Annotated in this window: 15 protein-coding genes; 2 read left to right on the top strand and 13 right to left on the bottom strand. The window is 63.1% G+C overall.

The genetic code is table 11. The features are described from left to right. The first annotated feature begins 2 nt into the window (after nt 1-2). Nucleotides 3-782, top strand: coding sequence for a coniferyl-alcohol dehydrogenase (locus V1475_RS18870; protein WP_479414035.1), 780 nt, complete (start codon nt 3-5; stop codon nt 780-782). A 10-nt stretch (nt 783-792) separates the two neighbouring features. Continuing rightward, nucleotides 793-2238 (top strand): aldehyde dehydrogenase, encoded by a 1446-nt coding sequence (locus tag V1475_RS18865; RefSeq protein ID WP_479414034.1) that lies wholly within the window; start codon nt 793-795, stop codon nt 2236-2238. Between the two features lie 409 nt (nt 2239-2647). Here V1475_RS18865 and V1475_RS18860 read toward each other — a convergent pair whose 3' ends face one another. From V1475_RS18860 to V1475_RS18800, 13 genes are all read right to left on the bottom strand, one after another. Next, nucleotides 2648-3553: a SphA family protein gene (locus V1475_RS18860; RefSeq protein ID WP_479414033.1), complete on the bottom strand. Its 906-nt coding sequence runs from the start codon at nt 3551-3553 to the stop codon at nt 2648-2650. A gap of 309 nt (nt 3554-3862) precedes the next feature. Next, the gene (gene bktB / locus V1475_RS18855) at nt 3863-5044 is read right to left on the bottom strand and encodes a beta-ketothiolase BktB (RefSeq protein WP_479414032.1); all 1182 of its coding nucleotides are present in this window, start codon (nt 5042-5044) and stop codon (nt 3863-3865) included. 28 nt (nt 5045-5072) lie between these two features. Next, nucleotides 5073-6179 (bottom strand): 3-hydroxyacyl-CoA dehydrogenase family protein, encoded by a 1107-nt coding sequence (locus V1475_RS18850; protein ID WP_479414031.1) that lies wholly within the window; start codon nt 6177-6179, stop codon nt 5073-5075. Next, a complete protein-coding gene (locus V1475_RS18845) occupies nt 6176-7228 on the bottom strand; it encodes a phosphotransferase family protein (RefSeq protein WP_479414030.1) in 1053 nt (350 codons plus the stop codon). Before V1475_RS18845 ends, V1475_RS18850 begins: the two co-directional genes overlap by 4 nt. Further along, the gene (locus V1475_RS18840) at nt 7225-8841 is read right to left on the bottom strand and encodes an AMP-binding protein (RefSeq protein ID WP_479414029.1); all 1617 of its coding nucleotides are present in this window, start codon (nt 8839-8841) and stop codon (nt 7225-7227) included. Before V1475_RS18840 ends, V1475_RS18845 begins: the two co-directional genes overlap by 4 nt. Next, nucleotides 8834-10042 (bottom strand): acyl-CoA dehydrogenase family protein, encoded by a 1209-nt coding sequence (locus V1475_RS18835; RefSeq protein ID WP_479414028.1) that lies wholly within the window; start codon nt 10040-10042, stop codon nt 8834-8836. The genes V1475_RS18840 and V1475_RS18835 overlap by 8 nt, the downstream gene beginning before the upstream one ends. A gap of 11 nt (nt 10043-10053) precedes the next feature. Continuing rightward, nucleotides 10054-10782 (bottom strand): SDR family NAD(P)-dependent oxidoreductase, encoded by a 729-nt coding sequence (locus V1475_RS18830; protein WP_479414027.1) that lies wholly within the window; start codon nt 10780-10782, stop codon nt 10054-10056. A 14-nt stretch (nt 10783-10796) separates the two neighbouring features. Then, entirely contained in the window at nt 10797-12245 is a 1449-nt protein-coding gene (locus V1475_RS18825; protein WP_479414026.1) for an aldehyde dehydrogenase, read from the bottom strand. Nucleotides 12246-12258: 13 nt separating this feature from the next. Further along, nucleotides 12259-13038 carry a coniferyl-alcohol dehydrogenase gene (locus tag V1475_RS18820; protein WP_479414025.1) on the bottom strand — a complete coding sequence of 260 codons (780 nt, stop codon included), beginning with the start codon at nt 13036-13038 and terminating at the stop codon, nt 12259-12261. Between the two features lie 11 nt (nt 13039-13049). Beyond that, nucleotides 13050-14540: a flavin-containing monooxygenase gene (locus V1475_RS18815; RefSeq protein WP_479414024.1), complete on the bottom strand. Its 1491-nt coding sequence runs from the start codon at nt 14538-14540 to the stop codon at nt 13050-13052. A gap of 15 nt (nt 14541-14555) precedes the next feature. Continuing rightward, the gene (locus tag V1475_RS18810; RefSeq protein WP_479414023.1) at nt 14556-15437 is read right to left on the bottom strand and encodes an alpha/beta fold hydrolase; all 882 of its coding nucleotides are present in this window, start codon (nt 15435-15437) and stop codon (nt 14556-14558) included. Nucleotides 15438-15599: 162 nt separating this feature from the next. After that, on the bottom strand, nt 15600-16358 hold the full coding sequence (locus V1475_RS18805) for an SDR family NAD(P)-dependent oxidoreductase (RefSeq protein WP_479414022.1): 759 nt from the start codon (nt 16356-16358) through the stop codon (nt 15600-15602). A gap of 10 nt (nt 16359-16368) precedes the next feature. After that, nucleotides 16369-17124, bottom strand: coding sequence for an SDR family NAD(P)-dependent oxidoreductase (locus V1475_RS18800; protein WP_479414021.1), 756 nt, complete (start codon nt 17122-17124; stop codon nt 16369-16371). Nucleotides 17125-17285: the final 161 nt, after the last annotated feature.

The raw sequence follows: 17285 nt of genomic DNA, 5'->3' as shown, positions 1-17285 counted from the left end.
GAATGCTTGAAAACAAAACCATCATCATCACTGGCGTATCCTCCGGGATCGGTCAGGAAACGGCCCTTCAGGCCAAGGCCGCAGGCGCCAAGGTGATCGGCGTCGACCGCAATGCGCCCTCCATCGAGCTCGACGCCTTTCATCAGGTCGATCTGACCGATGAGACCGCTCTCGACGCTCTGATCGAGGAGCTCAAATCGGTCAAGGCCGACGGGCTCGCGAATATCGCGGGCGTGCCGCCGACCGCGCCGAAAGAGGTTGTCGTGACCGTCAATCTCGTGGCGCTCAAAAAGCTCACGCTGGGGCTCGTGGACAGCCTCAAAGATGGCGCGTCCATCGTCAATCTCGCCTCTCTGGCGGGGCTTGGCTGGGAGGGCGAAGTGGCCAGGATCAAGGCCGCCGAAGGGCTGACTCATGAAGATGTCGCCGCGTTCTGCGCCGCCCATGACATCACCTCCGAGAACAGCTATTTCTTTACCAAACAGGCCCTTGTCGCATTTACACATGAAAATCGCTGGACTTGGCGCGACCGCGGCATTCGTATGAACGCCGTGAGCCCGGGGCCGGTCGATACCCCGATCCTCGGCGATTTCTTGGAGACGCTCGGCGAACGCGCCGAAGAGGACGCGCGGATCATGGACCGCCCGGGCACACCGAAGGACATCGCGCCGGTTGTGACCTTCCTGCTCTCCGACGGCTCCGGCTGGCTGCGTGGGATCAACATTCCCTGCGATGGGGGGATGCGGGCCTATATCGACGCGACCAGCAACGGATTGAACTGAGGAGATTTCAATGAGCTTGGATTTGTTGATCGGCGGCACGAATGTCGCTGCCGAAGGGGCAAAAACCTATGAGCGGATCGACCCGGTGACGGGTGAGGTGGCCACTGTGGCCGCCGCCGCGTCGGTCGACGATGCTTTGAAAGCCGTGGCGAGCGCTGAGGCCGCCTTTGCCGAATGGTCCGCCACCGGCCCCGAGGCGCGGCGCAAGGTCTTGGTCAAAGCGGGCGACATCATGGATGCGCGCGCGGGCGAGTTTGTCGAGGCGATGGTCACCGAGACCGGCGCGACGGCGATCTGGGCCGGGTTCAACGTGCATCTGGCGGCGGGCATGCTGCGCGAAGCGGGCGCGATGACGACGCAGATCGGCGGCGAGGTGATCCCGTCGAACAAGCCGGGCACGCTGGCGATGGCGGTCGCCAAACCGCGCGGCGTCTGCCTTGGCATCGCGCCGTGGAACGCGCCGGTGATCCTAGGCACGCGGGCGGTGGCGACGGCGCTGGCCTGTGGCAACACGGTGGTGCTGAAGTCCTCCGAGATGTGCCCGAAAGTGCACCGTCTGATCGGCGAATGCCTTGTGGAAGCGGGGCTTCCTGCGGGCGCGATCAACGTGATCTCGAACGCGCCGGAAGATGCCGCCGAGGTGGTGAAAGCACTCATCGAGGCGCCTGCAGTGCGGCACGTGAACTTCACCGGCTCGACAAATGTAGGACGCATTATCGGGCGTTTGGCAGGCGAAAACCTCAAACCGGCACTTCTTGAGCTTGGCGGCAAGGCGCCGCTTGTGGTTTTGGAAGATGCCGATCTCGACGGCGCTGTGAACGCGGCTATTTTCGGATCGTTCATGAACCAGGGCCAGATCTGCATGTCGACCGAACGCATCATCGTGGTCGAGGCCGTGGCCGACGCGTTCATCGAAAAACTCGCCGCCAAGGCCGCGAGCCTGCCCTATGGCAACCCGCGCGAGAAGGTCGTTTTGGGGTCTCTGGTGACGGAATCCGCGGCGGAAAAGATGGACGCTTTGATCGCGGATGCGACCGCGAAAGGCGCGAAACTCGTGGCTGGCGGTACGCGCGAGGGCGCGATCCATTCGGCCACCTTGCTCGACGGCGTGACGCCCGAGATGCGGATTTATGCCGAGGAGAGCTTTGGCCCGGTGAAGTCGATCATCCGGGTGAAAGACGCGGAGGAGGCCATCGCGGTGGCGAACGACACCGAATACGGCCTGTCGTCTGCGGTGTTTTCGCAGGACATCACCAAGGCGATGGACGCCGCGAACCGCATCCAGAGCGGCATCTGCCACATCAACGGGCCGACCGTCTCCGACGAGCCGCAAATGCCCTTCGGCGGCGTGAAGGACTCGGGCTTCGGGCGCTTCGGCGGCAAGCTCGGGATCAACGAATTCACCGTCACCCGATGGATCACAATCGAAGACCCGAAGCAGCATTATCCGTTCTGATCACCCAAATCCGTTCAAACGAGATGTGCAGCGCACCGCATCCCGGAAGTGCCTCGGCTGGTTACACCGTCCGAGGCACTTTTGAGAAAAAATGCTGACAGAAACGCCGCAAACCCGCGCAAATCTAACGGGGTGGGCAGCGTTTGAGGCGTTACATATCGGCCCTATGCGTTTGGACCCAAGCCTAAACGATAGTTGTTTCGACAGTCATGAGAAAGCGCGGAACTGTCAAAGGTGAACGAGTGTGCAAATGCTTGATTGAGGGCGATCTCCTGCGCGGGAGGTGTGCGCTTCATCGGGTATTCTGATATGGAAGACCTCGGCAGAGGTCTTCCATGACAAGATGAGGACTGAGCCGGTGCGGCCAGCCCATCACCTCATAGTGTCAGCGCCTGCACCGCAACCGGGCTCACCGCGGAAGCGGCAGGGCGAAGTTCAGCCAGAGCCGATCGCCCGAACCGGATTCCTCGGCAGACACGTCATGCGTATACATGGCGTTCACGATGACATTGCCGAATTGTTTGGTCGCGGAAAGACCAATCCCTGCCGCTTCGGTCTTGGCCGCCGTTCCGCCGCCATAGGAGGTGCCGCGATTGCTGTCGGCGGTCATCTGTTTGCGCAGATAGGCCACCGGCCCGAGGCTCAGCCCGTTGCCCACGTCCTTCATCGCGGTCAGGTGGATGTTGAGATCATCCCCGGATTTATAGCCATTGGCATCGTTGCGCTGGTTGGTTGTGTAAATCACATGCGCCGACGCGTTCCAGCCATCGCGCAGATAGCTGAACCCCACACTGGGTGCGAGGCTCCAGAAATTCTGCCCCGGATTGATCAGATTGTCCGCGTCCCAGTCGCCCGGTGCAAGAATGCTGACACCGGCACTGGCAAAAATTCCCGGCGCAATTTCCCAGGAGATATCGACCGGACGGATGTCGAGGCTGCCGATGCCCGTCGAATGTGCCGACACATCGCCACTCAGTCTCGCGTCGATGATCGGCAGCGCCAGAGAGGCGCGATATTGCCCACCGAACAGCATCGTGCCGGGTACGTAGTTCAGCACAAGCGCCGTATCCAGAATGTCGATTTTCGTGTCGGTTTCATTGCCATCCGCATCTTTGTACGTAAGCTGCGAATACCCCGTGCGGCTGCTGAACAAGAAACCTTCGGGCAAGGGGGCGGCGATCGGCACGCCCATCGTGGCCCCGGGTGCCATGGCCGGAAGCACACCGGGTTCGCGCGCCTGTGCCGCCGTGCTCAGCGTCAGGGTCGCGGTCAAGGTCGCGGCCAGACCCGCCGCCAATTGTGTGAGACGTTTCATATGGTTCTCCTCCTTTTGGACGTCTTCTTCTGTTCGCGGCACGGCTCTCGCCGTATCGCGTTGGGAAGTCTTTGAGTTTTGAAAATGTGACGTCAGGTCAGGGACGTCGTCAGCCTGTCACAGAACGTCCACAGAGCTTGTCGCGCCCTGTGTCTCCTCACGATCCGTTGTGCTGAGATGTCCCCCCGAACGTCTCCCCCCGTTCTCCTCTTCTTCCCCTACGTCAGCTTATGTGGTCGCAGGGGGCGCGATGCTCTCTCCCGGCATGATTGCTTTGCCGGGAGGGTATTTCGCATGGCGGTTTTGTGGTCAGAGCGCTTCGACGATCATGGCGATGCCCTGCCCGCCACCGATGCACATTGTGGCCAGCCCATAGCGACCGCCCGAGCGTTTCAGCTCATGGATCAGCTTGGTCAGGATGATCGCACCCGATGCCCCGATCGGATGGCCAAGCGCTATCGCGCCGCCGTTGGGATTGACCTTCTCCGCCGGAAACCCGAGCTGCTGCGACACGGCGCAGGCCTGAGACGCGAAGGCCTCGTTGCTTTCGATGACATCGAGATCGGCCACGCTCAGCCCGGCGCGCGCCAGCGCCTGTTCGGTCGCTGGAACCGGTCCCATCCCCATGATGTCCGGCGCAACCCCGCCCAGCCCATAGGACACGATCCGCGCAAGCGGCGTGCTGCCCTTGGCCTTCGCGACCTCTTCCTCCATCAGGATCAAAGCCGCCGCCCCGTCATTGATGCCCGAGGCATTGCCCGCCGTCACCGATCCGTCCTTGCGAAACGCCGGGCGCAGCGCGGCAAGCCCTTCGGGCGTCACATCGGCGCGCACATGTTCGTCCGTGTCGAACACCATCTCCTTGCGCCCGCGTTTCACCGTCAGCGGCAGGATCTGATCCTTGAAATACCCCTCCTCGATGGCTTTGGCCGCCCGTTGGTGGCTTTCATAGGCGAACTCATCCTGCGTCGCGCGGGGAATGCCATTGCGATCCGCGACATTCTCCGCCGTGATCCCCATATGGCCATTACCGAACGGGTCTGTCAGCGCGCCGCTCATCATGTCGGTCGCGGTGATGTCGCCCATCTTCTGGCCATGGCGCGCCGCCGTCATCAGATGCCCCGCCCGGCTCATGCATTCCGTGCCGCCCGCAAGCGTCACGTCAGCGTTGCCCAGCATGATCTGCTCCGCCGCCGTCACAACCGCCTGAAGCCCCGAGCCGCAAAGCCGATTGAGCGTCAGCGCCGGAGAGGTTTCCGGCACGCCTGCGCGGATCGCCACCACCCGGCTGACATACATGTCCTCGGGCGCGGTGTGGATGACATTGCCCATCACGGTTTGCTGGACATCTTCGGGCGCGATGCCTGCGCGGCGGATCGCTTCGGCGGCGACGGCGGCCCCCATGTCGGCGGGGCTCAACCCCGCAAGCGCGCCGGAAAACGTGCCGATGGCGGTGCGCACCGCGGAGGTGATAACAACGGATTTGGTCATGAAGACATCCTCATATAAAGCTGGAAATTCAGTCGAAGAGGCGGGCCAGCCCGGCCTCGGGCAGGCTCTGGCCGTGACGCGCGGCCATGGCGCCGACGATGCGGGTCACCTCGCCCCGCCCTGCGGCGCGCATGGTTTCGACCGGTGGCTTGCCAAAACGCAGCGCCAGACGCGCGCCGAGATCGAAATCGTCAGGCGTCGCGACCCCTTCGGAGATCGCATCGAGCACCGGCAGCCAAACTGCCGCCATCAGCCGTTCGGCCACGACGCGGGCCACCGGGTCAGGCAGCGAATCTGGCAGCGGTGCCGGGGGCTCCGCAATGGCCCAAGGCGCATCCGAGCCGCCCGCAGTTTGCAGCCCCATGGCGGTGGCGTAAAACGGCCCGAGATCGCCGAGGTTCTGCACCGCGTTCAGCATGATCCGGGGCTTGACGATGTTCATCACGGCAAAAGGCCCGAGCGCCAGATCGAAGATGTCGCGGGCCACCGCGTCGATCTGGGCGGTCTCGGCGATGCCCTCGTCCATCAGCCGCACCGCCTCATTGGCATAGGGGCAGAAGAAGCGATTGACTGCAAACCCGCTCGCATCCTTGCAGCGCAGAACCGTCTTGCCGGTCTGCTGCAAAAACCGCTCCGCCACGGCGAGCGACGCCGCCGCCGTCTCCGGCCCGGAAACCAGTTCGACGAGCGGGTTGATCTCGGCGGGGCTGAAATAATGCATGCCGAGAAAGCGCGCGGGGGCCGTGAGGCTCCCGGCCAGATCGCCCACGCGCAGCGCGCTTGTGTTGGTCGCGACGATGGTGTCGGGGGTAAGAAGGCCCGAGAGCCGCTCCAACAGCGCCTGCTTGGCCGCAAGGTTTTCGTGGATCGCTTCGATCACGATCTGCGCGCCCGCGATGGCGTCGAGATCGCGCACCGGAAGGATGCGCGCCCGGGCCGCGCGCGCCTCATCCACGGTGAGTTTGCCCTTCTCGGTCAAACGGTCGAAATAGCGCGCCGCGCGCGCCTCGGCCCGGCTCAGCATGTCCGAACTCATGTCGAAGAGATAGGTTTTGACCCCAGCCTCGGCCGCCGAAATGGCGATGCCGCCGCCCATCGTCCCCGCGCCGATCACGGCGATGCTCATCTTGCTCATGCGGAGGCCTCTTGGGCCAGAATATCAAGCCCCCGCAAGGCAAACCGGCGCGCCAGAGGGGCGAGTGCTGCGGCATTCTCATCGGAGGCCACGCCCGCCTCGGCGCGCTCCGCGATGCCAACGAAGATGACCGCAAACCGGAACAGGGCAAAGGCCTTGTGAAACGCGGTGAGCGGGCCGACACCGGGCAGATGTTTGTGATATTCGGCGACGAATTCCGCCTCATCCGGGATGCCCATGGCGCGATAATCGAGATCGAGAATGCCGCCATATTCCTCGGAACTTGTGTTCCAGGGCATGCAGCAAAACCCGAGGTCGGCGAGCGGATGGCCGATGGTCGACAGTTCCCAATCGAGCACGGCGATGACGCGCGGTTCGGTCGGGTGAAACATCAGATTGCCAATGCGGAAATCGCCATGGGCGATGGAGACTGCGCCGTCGTCTTCGGGCATGCTGTCGCGCACCTTGTCGCGCAAGAGCCGCAGATCGTCGAGATCCGGCAGCGTCGAGACATCGAGCTGACCGGACCAGCGCCGCACCTGACGTTCGAAATAGCCACCCGGACGCCCGAAATCACCAAGCCCGACCGCATCGGGGCGAATGGCATGCAGCCGCGCCAAAGTTTCGGCCATGGTCTTATAGATCGCGTGGCGCTCCTCCGGGTCCACCCCCGGCAGATCGGCTTCGGAAAACACCCGGCCTTCGAGAAATTCCATAAGGTAGAAGGGCGTGCCGATCAGATCGGCCTCGTCATGAAACAGAACCGGCTTCGCCACCGGCACATCGGTCGGTCCCAGAGCTTCGAGCACGCGATATTCGCGGTCGATGGCATGCGCGCCCTTGGCCACGATGCTCGGCGGCTGTTTGCGCAGGACCATCTGCCGATCTCCGAGCGTGACCTTATAGGTTGGGTTCGACTGACCGCCGCTGATGCGTTCGTAGAGCACTGGCATATCAGGGGCACCGAGTGTCGCACGCAGGAATTCCGTCAACGGGCCGGGATCGAAATCCAGGGCGCCTTTTATCGTGATCTTCGTGTCGCGTGTCATGGGTTTGTCTCGCTCTCTTGTGCCGCGATCCGGGCAGCGGTTTGTCTCAGGGCGAATTTTTGAATCTTTCCCGTGGCGGTTTTCGGCAGCTCTGAAAACACGAACAGCTTCGGCACCTTGAAATGCGCCAGATGATCGCGGCAGTAGGTCTTGAGCGCCTCCGCCGTCACCTCCGCCCCCGCCCGCGTCTCGATGAAGGCACAGGGGATTTCGCCCCATTTCTCATGCGGCGCGGCCACCACGGCGGCCAGTGTCACATCGGGGTGGCGATGCAGGGTCTCTTCGACTTCGAGGCTCGAAATATTCTCCCCGCCCGAGATGATCAGATCCTTGGCACGGTCGCGGATCTCGATCCGCCGATCCGGGTGGCGCACGGCCAGATCGCCGGTGTGCATCATCCCGCCCTCAAAGGCCCGCGCGGTACAGGCCGCATCGCGGTGATAGCCGCTCATCAAAGTGTTGCCGCGAAACACGATCTCGCCCAGCGTCTCGCCATCGGCGGGGACCTCCGCGCCATGTTCATCGACCACGCGCATCTGGTTTGCCGTGATATGCGGCAGGCCCTGACGCGACAGAAGCCGCGCACGGGTTTCGACGCTTTCGCGCATCTGATCCGTGTCGAGGCGCTGCATCGTGGCGGGGCCAAAGCTTTCGGTCAGGCCGTAAAGGTGAATGAATTCAAAGCCCAAAGCTTCAAGCTCGGAAATCAGCTTGCTCGTGGGGGCGGCACCGCCCGAGGCCACGCGCACAGGCTTTGACGGATCTCGCAGCGCCCGCGCCGGATCGTGCAAGAGCATGTAAAGCACCACCGGCGCACAGGCCATATGGGTGACGCCATGCGCGGCGATCAGGCGGAAAATCTCTTCGGGGATGACCTTGTCGAGACAGACATGCGTGCCGCCCACCGCCGTCACCGCCCAAGGATGCCCCCAGCCGTTGACGTGAAACATCGGCAGGGTCCAGAGATAGGTCGTCTCCGACCCGAACCCGAGCGAGATGATATTGCCCAGCGTGTTGAGATAGGCACCCCGGTGATTGAGCAAAACGCCCTTCGGGTGATCGGTCGTCCCGGAGGTATAGTTGAGCGCGATGGGGCTGAACTCGTCCGTGACCCCATCGGCAAAGGCGCAGGTGGTGACGGGCGCGGCATTGAGCAGGTCGAGCCCCTCGCCGCCCGTGTTCATGGGAGGAAACACCAGACAGGGAATGCCCGCCTCCATCGCCGCCGGACCCGTCACCGCCGCCCCGGTCGGATCGGCCAGAACCAGTTTTGCCCCGGAATGCTCCAGAATGTACTCGATCACATGGGTGTCGAGCCTTGTGTTGAGCGCATTCAAAACCGCCCCCACCGCCGGGATCGCGAAATGCGCGGCGAGCATCTCCGGCCGGTTGCCGCACATGATCGCCACCGTGTCGCCGGGGCCTATGCCATGCGCGCGCAGCACCTCGATCATCGCCTGAACGATCCCCGCGAATTCGGCGTAAGTCCAGGAGCGCCCCTGCCAGATCACCGCCGTGCGCGACGGGTAGGCCTCCACCGCCCGGTCCAGAAACCCCACCGGCGTGAGCGGGCAATGATTGGCCGCATTGGGGATGAGATGGGCCTCAGGCATGAGCCTCATCCCATTTCCAGAAATCGCGCCCGAGCTTGCCCAGATGACGGCTCAACACCATCTTGTGGACCTCATCCGCACCATCGACGAGCCGCGCCTGACGGCCATAACGGTAAATCCATTCGAGCGGCGTATCGGTCGAATAGCCCCGCGCGCCGTTCAATTGGATCGCGGTGTCGGCGGCCTGATGCAACAGGTTCGCGACATGGATTTTCGCCATCGACACTTCTTTCTGACCATAGCGCCCGGCGTCGATCTCATAGGCCGCTTTCATCACCAGAAGCCGCCCGATCTCGATGTCCATGGCGAGCTTGCCGAGCATCATCTGCACGCTTTCGCGCTCAATGAGCCGCTGACCAAAACCTTCGCGTTTGCCCGCATAGTCGGTGGCGATCTCAACGCAGCGCTTCGACAGGCCAAGCCAGCGCATGCAATGGGTCAACCGCGCCGGTCCAAGCCGCGCCTGCGTCACCTTGAGGCCGCGCCCGACGCCGACCAAAATGTCCTCTTCCGGGATGCGCAGCCCGTCAAACACGATCTCGCAATGCCCGCCATGCTCCTCCGGCCCCATGATCGGGATGCGGCGAATGATCTCCCAGCCGGGCGTGTCCTTGTGAAACTGAAACGCGGTGAGGCCCTCGCGCGCATCGTCCGAGGTGCGCGCCATGACGGTGAAATGCGTCGCCCCTTCGGCCCCGGTGATAAACCATTTGCGCCCCTCGATGACCCAATCCGACCCGTCCTTTGTGGCCTTCGTCAGCATCATCCCCGGATCGGAGCCACCGCCCGGATGCGGTTCGGTCATGGCAAAGGCGGAGCGCACATCGCCATTGACGATCGGCGTCAGCCAGCGCTGTTTCTGCGCCTCGGTGCCCAGCATGTCGAGCATCATCATATTGCCGTCATCCGGCGCGGCGGAGTTGAACACCACGGGGCCGAAAATCGACCGGTTCATCTCCTCGTAGCACACCGCCATGCCCTTTTTATCAAGCCCCTGCCCGCCCCACTCTTTCGAGACCTGCAAACACCAGAGGCCCTCGGCCTTGGCCTTGGCGCGCAGGCGCTGAAGGGCGGCCTCCGTAATATTGCCATGGGCATCGTAATTGGCGCGATCCGCCTCGACGGGCAAAAGCTCCGCCTCGACAAAATCGGCAATGCGCGCGCGGAAATCTTCGACGGCGGGAGAGAGGGTGAAGTCCATGCGGACCTCCTTTACAAACTGGAAACGAGATGGCCGCCATCGACGGGAAGCGCGCAGCCGGTGACATAGGCGGCGCCGTCGGAGAGCAGCATGAGAAGCGGGGCGTCGAGGTCGGAAAGCCGACCCAGACGGCGTTGCGGGATGCGGCGGATCAGCGCCTTGCCCGCGTCGGTTTCGAAAAAGTCGCGGTTGAGCGGCGTTTCGATATAGCCGGGGCAGAGCGCATTGACGCGAATGCCATAGCGCGCCCATTCAAGCGCATGGGCCTTGGTCATCTGGATCAGTGCGGCCTTCGACGTGGTATAGGCGGAGACGCCGCCGGCCACGCGCAGGCCGAGAATGGAGGCGATGTTGACGATCACGCCGCCCGTTTCCTTCATGGCCCGCGCCGCCTGTTGCGACACAAGGAACGCGCCCTTCAGGTTGGTGTCGAGGACCGAGGTGAACATCTCCGCGCTCATCTCCATGGCGGAGCCTTCGCCGGAAATCCCCGCATTGTTGATCACCGCATCGGGCGCGCGCGACAGGTTTGCGAAGCCCTCGGCGACGGAGGCGGCATCGGTCACATCCATCTCGACCGCCTCGGCGCGACCGCCTGTGGCCTCGATCTCGCGGGCCAGTTCGACAATTTTATCGAGCCGCCGGGCGGCGAGCTGAACCTGCCAGCCCTCCGCCGCCAAAACCCGCGCGAAATGCGCACCGAGCCCGCTGGACGCCCCGGTGATCAGAACGGTTTTCATCAGACGCGCCCCATTCAGAACGGATAATGTTGTGCGGGGTCTTCAAGGGTGATCCAGCGCAGATCGGTGAACTCGTAGATTGCCGCCTTGCCGCCAAACCGGCCATAGCCTGAGGCCTTGACGCCGCCGAAGGGCATCTGCGGTTCATCCGCAACCGTCGGCCCGTTGATGTGGCAAATCCCGCTCTGAAGCCGGTTCGCGACCGACAAAGCCCGCGTGATGTCCTGCGAAAACACCGCCGCCGACAGGCCGTATTCGGTGTCATTGGCAACTTGGACCGCCTCCTCCGTGTCCTTGACGCGGATAATGGATTTCACCGGGCCAAAACTCTCCTCGGCATAAATGCGCATCGCGGGGGTGACCCCGTCGAGCAGCGTCGCCGAATGCAGCGCGCCCGCGCCCGCGCCACCGGCAACGAGCTTTGCGCCTTTGGCGGTGGCGTCAGAAAGAAGCGCCGACATTTTCGCCCCGGCATCCGCCGAAACCAAAGCTCCCAAAACCACATCGCCCGCCGCCGGATCGCCCCAGGGCAGGGTCGCCGCACGGGCCGCGAATTTCTCGACAAAGGCATCGGCCACCGCCTCGACCACGATGATGCGTTCGGTCGACATGCAGATCTGGCCCTGGTTCATGAAAGCCCCGAAAATCGCCGCGTTCACCGCGCCATCGAGATCGGCATCTTCCAAAACCACAAGCGGCGCCTTGCCGCCGAGTTCCAAGAGCGAGGGCTTGAGGTTCTCACCCGCCAGTCGCCCGATGATCCGCCCGACACCGGTGGAACCCGTGAAATTGACGTGGCGCACGGCGGGGGCCTCGATCAATGCTTTGACCACTTCGGCCGCATCTTTCGGATCGTTGGTCACGACGTTGACCGCACCTTCCGGCAGGCCCGCTTCGGTCAGGCACTCGCCGATGAGCATATGGGTTGCGGGGCACATCTCTGACGCCTTGAGCACCACCGTGTTGCCACAGGCCAGAGGCATGGCGACGGCGCGCGTCCCCAAAATGACCGGCGCGTTCCACGGCGCAATCCCGAGGCAGACGCCGCGCGGGCGATGCACCGCCATCGCCAGCGTGCCGGGTTTGTTGGCGGGGATCACCTCGCCGCCGATCTGCGTGGTCATCGCGGCGGCTTCACGCAACACGCCCGAGGCGAGATGCACGTTGAACCCGGCCCAGATGCCGGTCGAGCCGGTTTCGCGCTCCATCGCGGCCACAAATTCCCCGGCGCGCGCCTCGACGATGTCGGCGGCTCGGTTAAGGATCGCGCGGCGCTCGGCGGGGCCGGTTGCGGACCATGCCGGGAAAGCGGCCTCGGCGGCGGCCACGGCGGCTTTCGCATCCGCCACGCTGCCGGCGGCAGCGCGGGTCGCAAGTTTCCCGGTCACGGGGTTGAGCCTGTCATAAGAGCGGCCGTTTTCGGCCGGGGTCCGCGCCCCGGCGATCAGAAGTTGGGTTTCCATGAGTGAAATCCTTTTAATTCAAACCGTTCGAGGTTGCGTCGATATGGGCGCGCATGCCGCCATCGGTGGCGATATTGACGCCCCGCAGCCAGACCGATCCGTCGGACAACAGGAAGGTCACGACCGGCGCGATATCGGTGGGCGTGCCGGGGCGGTCCATGATGCGCATGTCCTCCTCGGCGCGCTCGCCGAGGGTTTCGAGGAAATCCTTGAGGATCGGCGTGTCCACCGGGCCGGGGCTGACGGCATTCATCCGAATGCCCCGGTCGCGCCAGGTCCAGCGGTTTTCATGGGTCCATGCGACGAGCGCCTGTTTCGTGAAGAAATAGCTGTTCTCGGCAGTGATCTCATGGCTCGCGCAGAAGTCGGGCACACCTTCGTGGGTCAGCCCTTCGGCGACCTTGATCTTGGCCACTTCGCCTTCCCAGCCAAGCCCCGCGAGAGAGGCCAGATTGACGATGGAGGCGCCATCGTTGAAGCTGTCGACGAGCCCCAGCGTCAGCCGTTTGAGCGCCACGAGATTGACCGTTACAACGACCTCTTTCGGCGCCGTCGGCGGCACGCCCGCGATATTCGCGAGCCCGTCGGCCTTGACCGATTTGAGCGCGTCAATGAGGGCATCGAGGGCTGCTTCGTCCATCAGATCGACCTGATGAAACGCATCGAGCTCCACGGAGGGGGCGTTGCGGTCGACGCCGATGACCTTGCCTCCCGCTGCTTTCACCTGTTTCGCGGTCTCCTGACCGATGCCCGAAGATACGCCGGTGACGATGATGGTTTTTCCGTTCAGCATGCTGGATCTCCTCATTCCGCTGCGGTGGCCGGAAGGCCGGTGTAACCCTCGGGATGGAACGTGCCGTTCTCATCGCGGAAGGCATAGGCGAAGTCGGGCCAGAGCACGGTGAGCCGGTCGGAGCGCGGGTCGCGGTACCAGAACTTGCACCCCCCATCGAGCCAAACGGTGCCCTTCGCCACGTCCTCGATGTGATCGAGATAGGCGGCTTCGGCTTCGGGCCGGGCCTCCAACGTCTCAAAGCCTTGCGCTTCGGCATGATCGAGCGCGCCGAGGATGTAATCGACCTGCGCCTCGATAATATAGACCATCGTGTGATGCCCAAGCCCGGTGTTCGGCCCCAAGAGCATGAACATATTGGGGAAATTCGGCACGGCGATGGAATCGTAGGCTTGCATACCCCGGTCCCACTGATCGGCGAGCTTGACGTGATCCCGGCCATAGACCCGATGCGCCACGGGCGGTTCGGGGGCTTCGAACCCGGTCGCAAAAATCAGCACGTCAACCTCGTACTCCGCCCCGCTTGCGGCCACGGCCTTGCCACCCTCGACACTGGCCAGCGCCGAGGTTTCAAGCGTCACATTGTCCTGCGTAAAGGCCGGGTAATAGGTGTTGGCGATCAGGACGCGTTTGCAGCCGATCTCGTAATCCGGCGTCAGTTTCGCGCGCAGGTCCTCGTCCGGGACCTGATCGGCGAGATGGCCAAGCGCCATATTGCGCGCCTCGGCGATAAAGGTCGGAACGGCGCGGCGTTGGGCGTACATATATTCGCCCATCCAGAAAATCTCTTCGCGCATATTCTCCATGAGGTGGGGCAAACGGGCAAAGCTGCGCTTTTCGGTTGCGCTATAGGCGCGGTCCGGGCGCGGCACGATATAGGGCGCGGAACGTTGGAACACGATCAGCTCGCCCGCCAGTTTCGCCACCTCGGGCACGATCTGAATGGCCGAGGCACCAGAACCGACGATACCGACACGTTTGCCCTTGAGATCGACGGAATGATCCCAGGTCGAGGAATGGAAGGCCGTGCCGGTAAAGCCATCGAGCCCCGGAATATTCGGCAGATGCGCATCGGCCAGAACGCCCGTCGCGGTGATCAGATATTGCCCGCGCCAGATGCCCTCAGACGTCTCGGCGGTCCAACGCCGCGTGCTCTCATCCCAGGACGATTTCAAAAGCTCCGCCCCGAAATGGATATGCGGCACAAGCCCGGTCTTTTGCGCACAGTCGCGCAGGTAGTCCCAAATCTCGCCGCCCGGCGAATAGACCCGCGACCAGTCCGGCTTCGGCATGTAGGAAAACGAATAGAGATGCGAGGGCACGTCGCAGGCCACACCGGGATAGGTATTGTCGCGCCATGCGCCGCCCACATCCTCGGCGCGTTCGAGAATGACGAAATCGTCGATGCCCTTTTCCTTGAGCTTCATCGCCATACCAAGCCCCGCAAAGCCAGCGCCGACGATGATGATGGTCGTGTCGTGAATCGGTTTTTGCTGTGTCATCTGGTCTCTCCGGGATTACGGTTTCAGGGCGGGCACGGTGCTGCCGGCCGGGTATTCTTCCGGGTTGGTGGCAAAGCGATCGACAAGGCGCGTGACCTCGGCAGGGCGCTCAAAAACGGCGGCATGGCCCGACCCGATCTCGGCAAAGCGCGCGTTATCAATGGCCCCGAAGAGAGCGTGCGCATGGTGCAGCGGCACCATCGTGTCGTAAGTGCCGGAGATGATCAGCGTCGGCGCGGTGATCCTGGCCACTTCCTCGTTGATGTCGATGCGGGCGTTCAGCTCCATCTGAGCATCGACAAACGCATCGAGCGGCATGGCACCGACGGCCATTTCCTCAACGGTTTTCGAGGCGAGAAACGGCGCGCTGAAGGCGGCGTAGATGGTGTAATCGTTCAACTCGGAGAGACCGGCGTTGCGCAGCGCAAACCATGTCCGGTTGAAGAAGGTCATCATCGTGTCGGTCTTGATCCACCCGGCCAGAAGCACGAGGTTTTCGATCTTGTCCTGATGACGCCCGGCCATGAACCCGGCCACGACCGCCCCCAAGGAAAAGCCCAAAAGCGTGACCTTCTGCCCCGGACAGGCCGCCTCCATGACGGCCAGAACCTGTGCTTCGATATGCGTGAGCTCAAGCTTTTCGCCCGCTTTCACCGGGTTGGCGAGATCGAGCGAGATCACCCGGTGATGCGCGGCCAGCATCGGGAAGAGAAAGCCGAAATGGCCCATCGTCGAGCCGGAAGACCCGTGGATCAAAACCACCGGCGGATGGGCTGTATTGCCCTGCCCGGCCTCATGATAGGTGACGGAGATGCCGTTCACCTCGATCTGTCGGGTCTCGACCCCGGCGGCCAGCGCAGGCATTTGGCCGGGCTTCTGGTTGTCGCTGTCTTTCACGAATAATCCTCCTCTGTCTGCACCGCTCCAGGCGGGCAAAATCTCCCACATCTGCATGGTCTTAGCCCGCAGATGTTTCCTCTTGATCTGATGTTAGTCCGACTGTCCGACAACACATTGCCGAGGCGGCACAACCTCTTTGCAGCGCCGGAACAAATCGCGTCAGTAGCCCGTGGATGGCCGCATCAAATCGCGGCGCGCCTCCAGTGGCGTTGCATCGAAAACGGCCTGAGCCTCGCGGTCCTCATCGCGCACGAACCAATGGACCCGCTGCTCTTGCGTCGCCCGATAGACCGTTTCGGCCACCCTCTCCGGCGTCACATGGACGCCCGCAAGTTCGACGGATTTCGCCGTTGCATCGGCCTTGGAGAGCATGGGCGTGGCGACATAGCCGACCATCAGATCAGAGACCCAGATGCCCAGCGGTTCGAATTCGATGTTGAGCGCCTCGGTCAGACCGCGCACCGCGAATTTGCTGGCGGAATAGGCGGCCAAATCCGGCACGCCATGGATCGCCGCCGCCGAACTCATGGTGACGATATGGGCGTTCTCGGAGGCCTTGAGTGCGGGCAAAGCGGCGCGGATCGCGTTCATCACGCCTTTGACATTCACGTCGAACAGCGCGTCGAGCCGGGCGGGATCGGCCTCGGCGAAGGGGTGCATATCCAAAAGCCCGGCGGAGTTGAACAGCGCGGTCAGACCGCCCTCTTTTGTAAAGGTGTTCATCGCCGTTGCGATGCTGTCGCGGTCCAGAACATCGACCGTGAAAGCCGCGCCACCGATCTCGGAGGCCAGCGCTTCGACCGCCGCGCCATCGCGATCCGCCAAAGCCACGCGCCAGCCTTTTGCGGCAAACACCCGCGCCGTGGCGGCCCCGATGCCGGAGCCTGCGCCTGTGATGAAAATCGACTGTTGTGTCATGATCCGGCCCTCAGTCCACGAACTGCCCGCCCGCCGAGAACAGCGTCTGGCCGGTGGTGTAGCTGCTGGCGTCCGAGGCGAGGAAAAGGCAGGCTTCGGCCTGTTCGCGCGCCGTGCCCGTGCGGTTCATCGGCGTCATCGACATGGCCCATTTGTCCTCTTCCGTGCCCTTCTCGAAATCCCACATCGGCGTTTCGGTAAAGCCGGGTGCCAGCGCATTGACGCGGATGTTCTGCGGCGCAAGTTCGAGCGCCATCACCTTGGTCATCATGATCACCCCCGCTTTCGCCATGCAGTAGGGCCCGGAACCGTGGATCGGAATCTTACCGGCAGTCGAGGCGATGTTGACGATGGTGCCGCCCTGCCCTTGCTTTTGAAGCTGACGCCCAACAGCACGGGCGGAGCGCAGAACGCCCATCATGTTGATGTCGATCATGTTTTCGAACACCGGCGTTTCGACATCGAGAATGGGCATCGGATCGAGCCGGATGCCCGCCGCAAAGACACCGATATTGACCTGACCGAAGGCTTTTACAGTCGCCTCGACCATGGCGTCACAATCGGCTTCGGACTTGGTGTTGACCCTGACCTGAATGGCCTCGCCGCCCATGGCTTTGATCCGGGCTTCCGTGTCGTCGCTCGGGTTGAGATCAGCCAGTACGAGCTTGGCCCCTTCCTCGGCAAATCGCAGGGCAATCGCCTGCCCGATGCCGCTTGCGGCCCCCGTCACGATGGCCACTTTGCCGTCGAGTTGTTTTTTGGTCATGTCATCCTCCGATCACGCCCGCCATCGCGAGCCGCATGCACAGGAGGTTAGGACACGGGAGGCCGGCCCACTTGATACACCGGGCATGACCTGTTTGCATTCCCGGCACAGTCCCCATCGGGGTGTATAAAAAAGACGCCCCGAAACGGGGCGTCAGGCTC

The organism is Celeribacter sp. SCSIO 80838, from assembly GCF_056498065.1.
The sequence above is the reverse complement of the archived record's forward strand: the minus strand, read 5'-3'. Positions and strand labels throughout refer to the sequence as shown.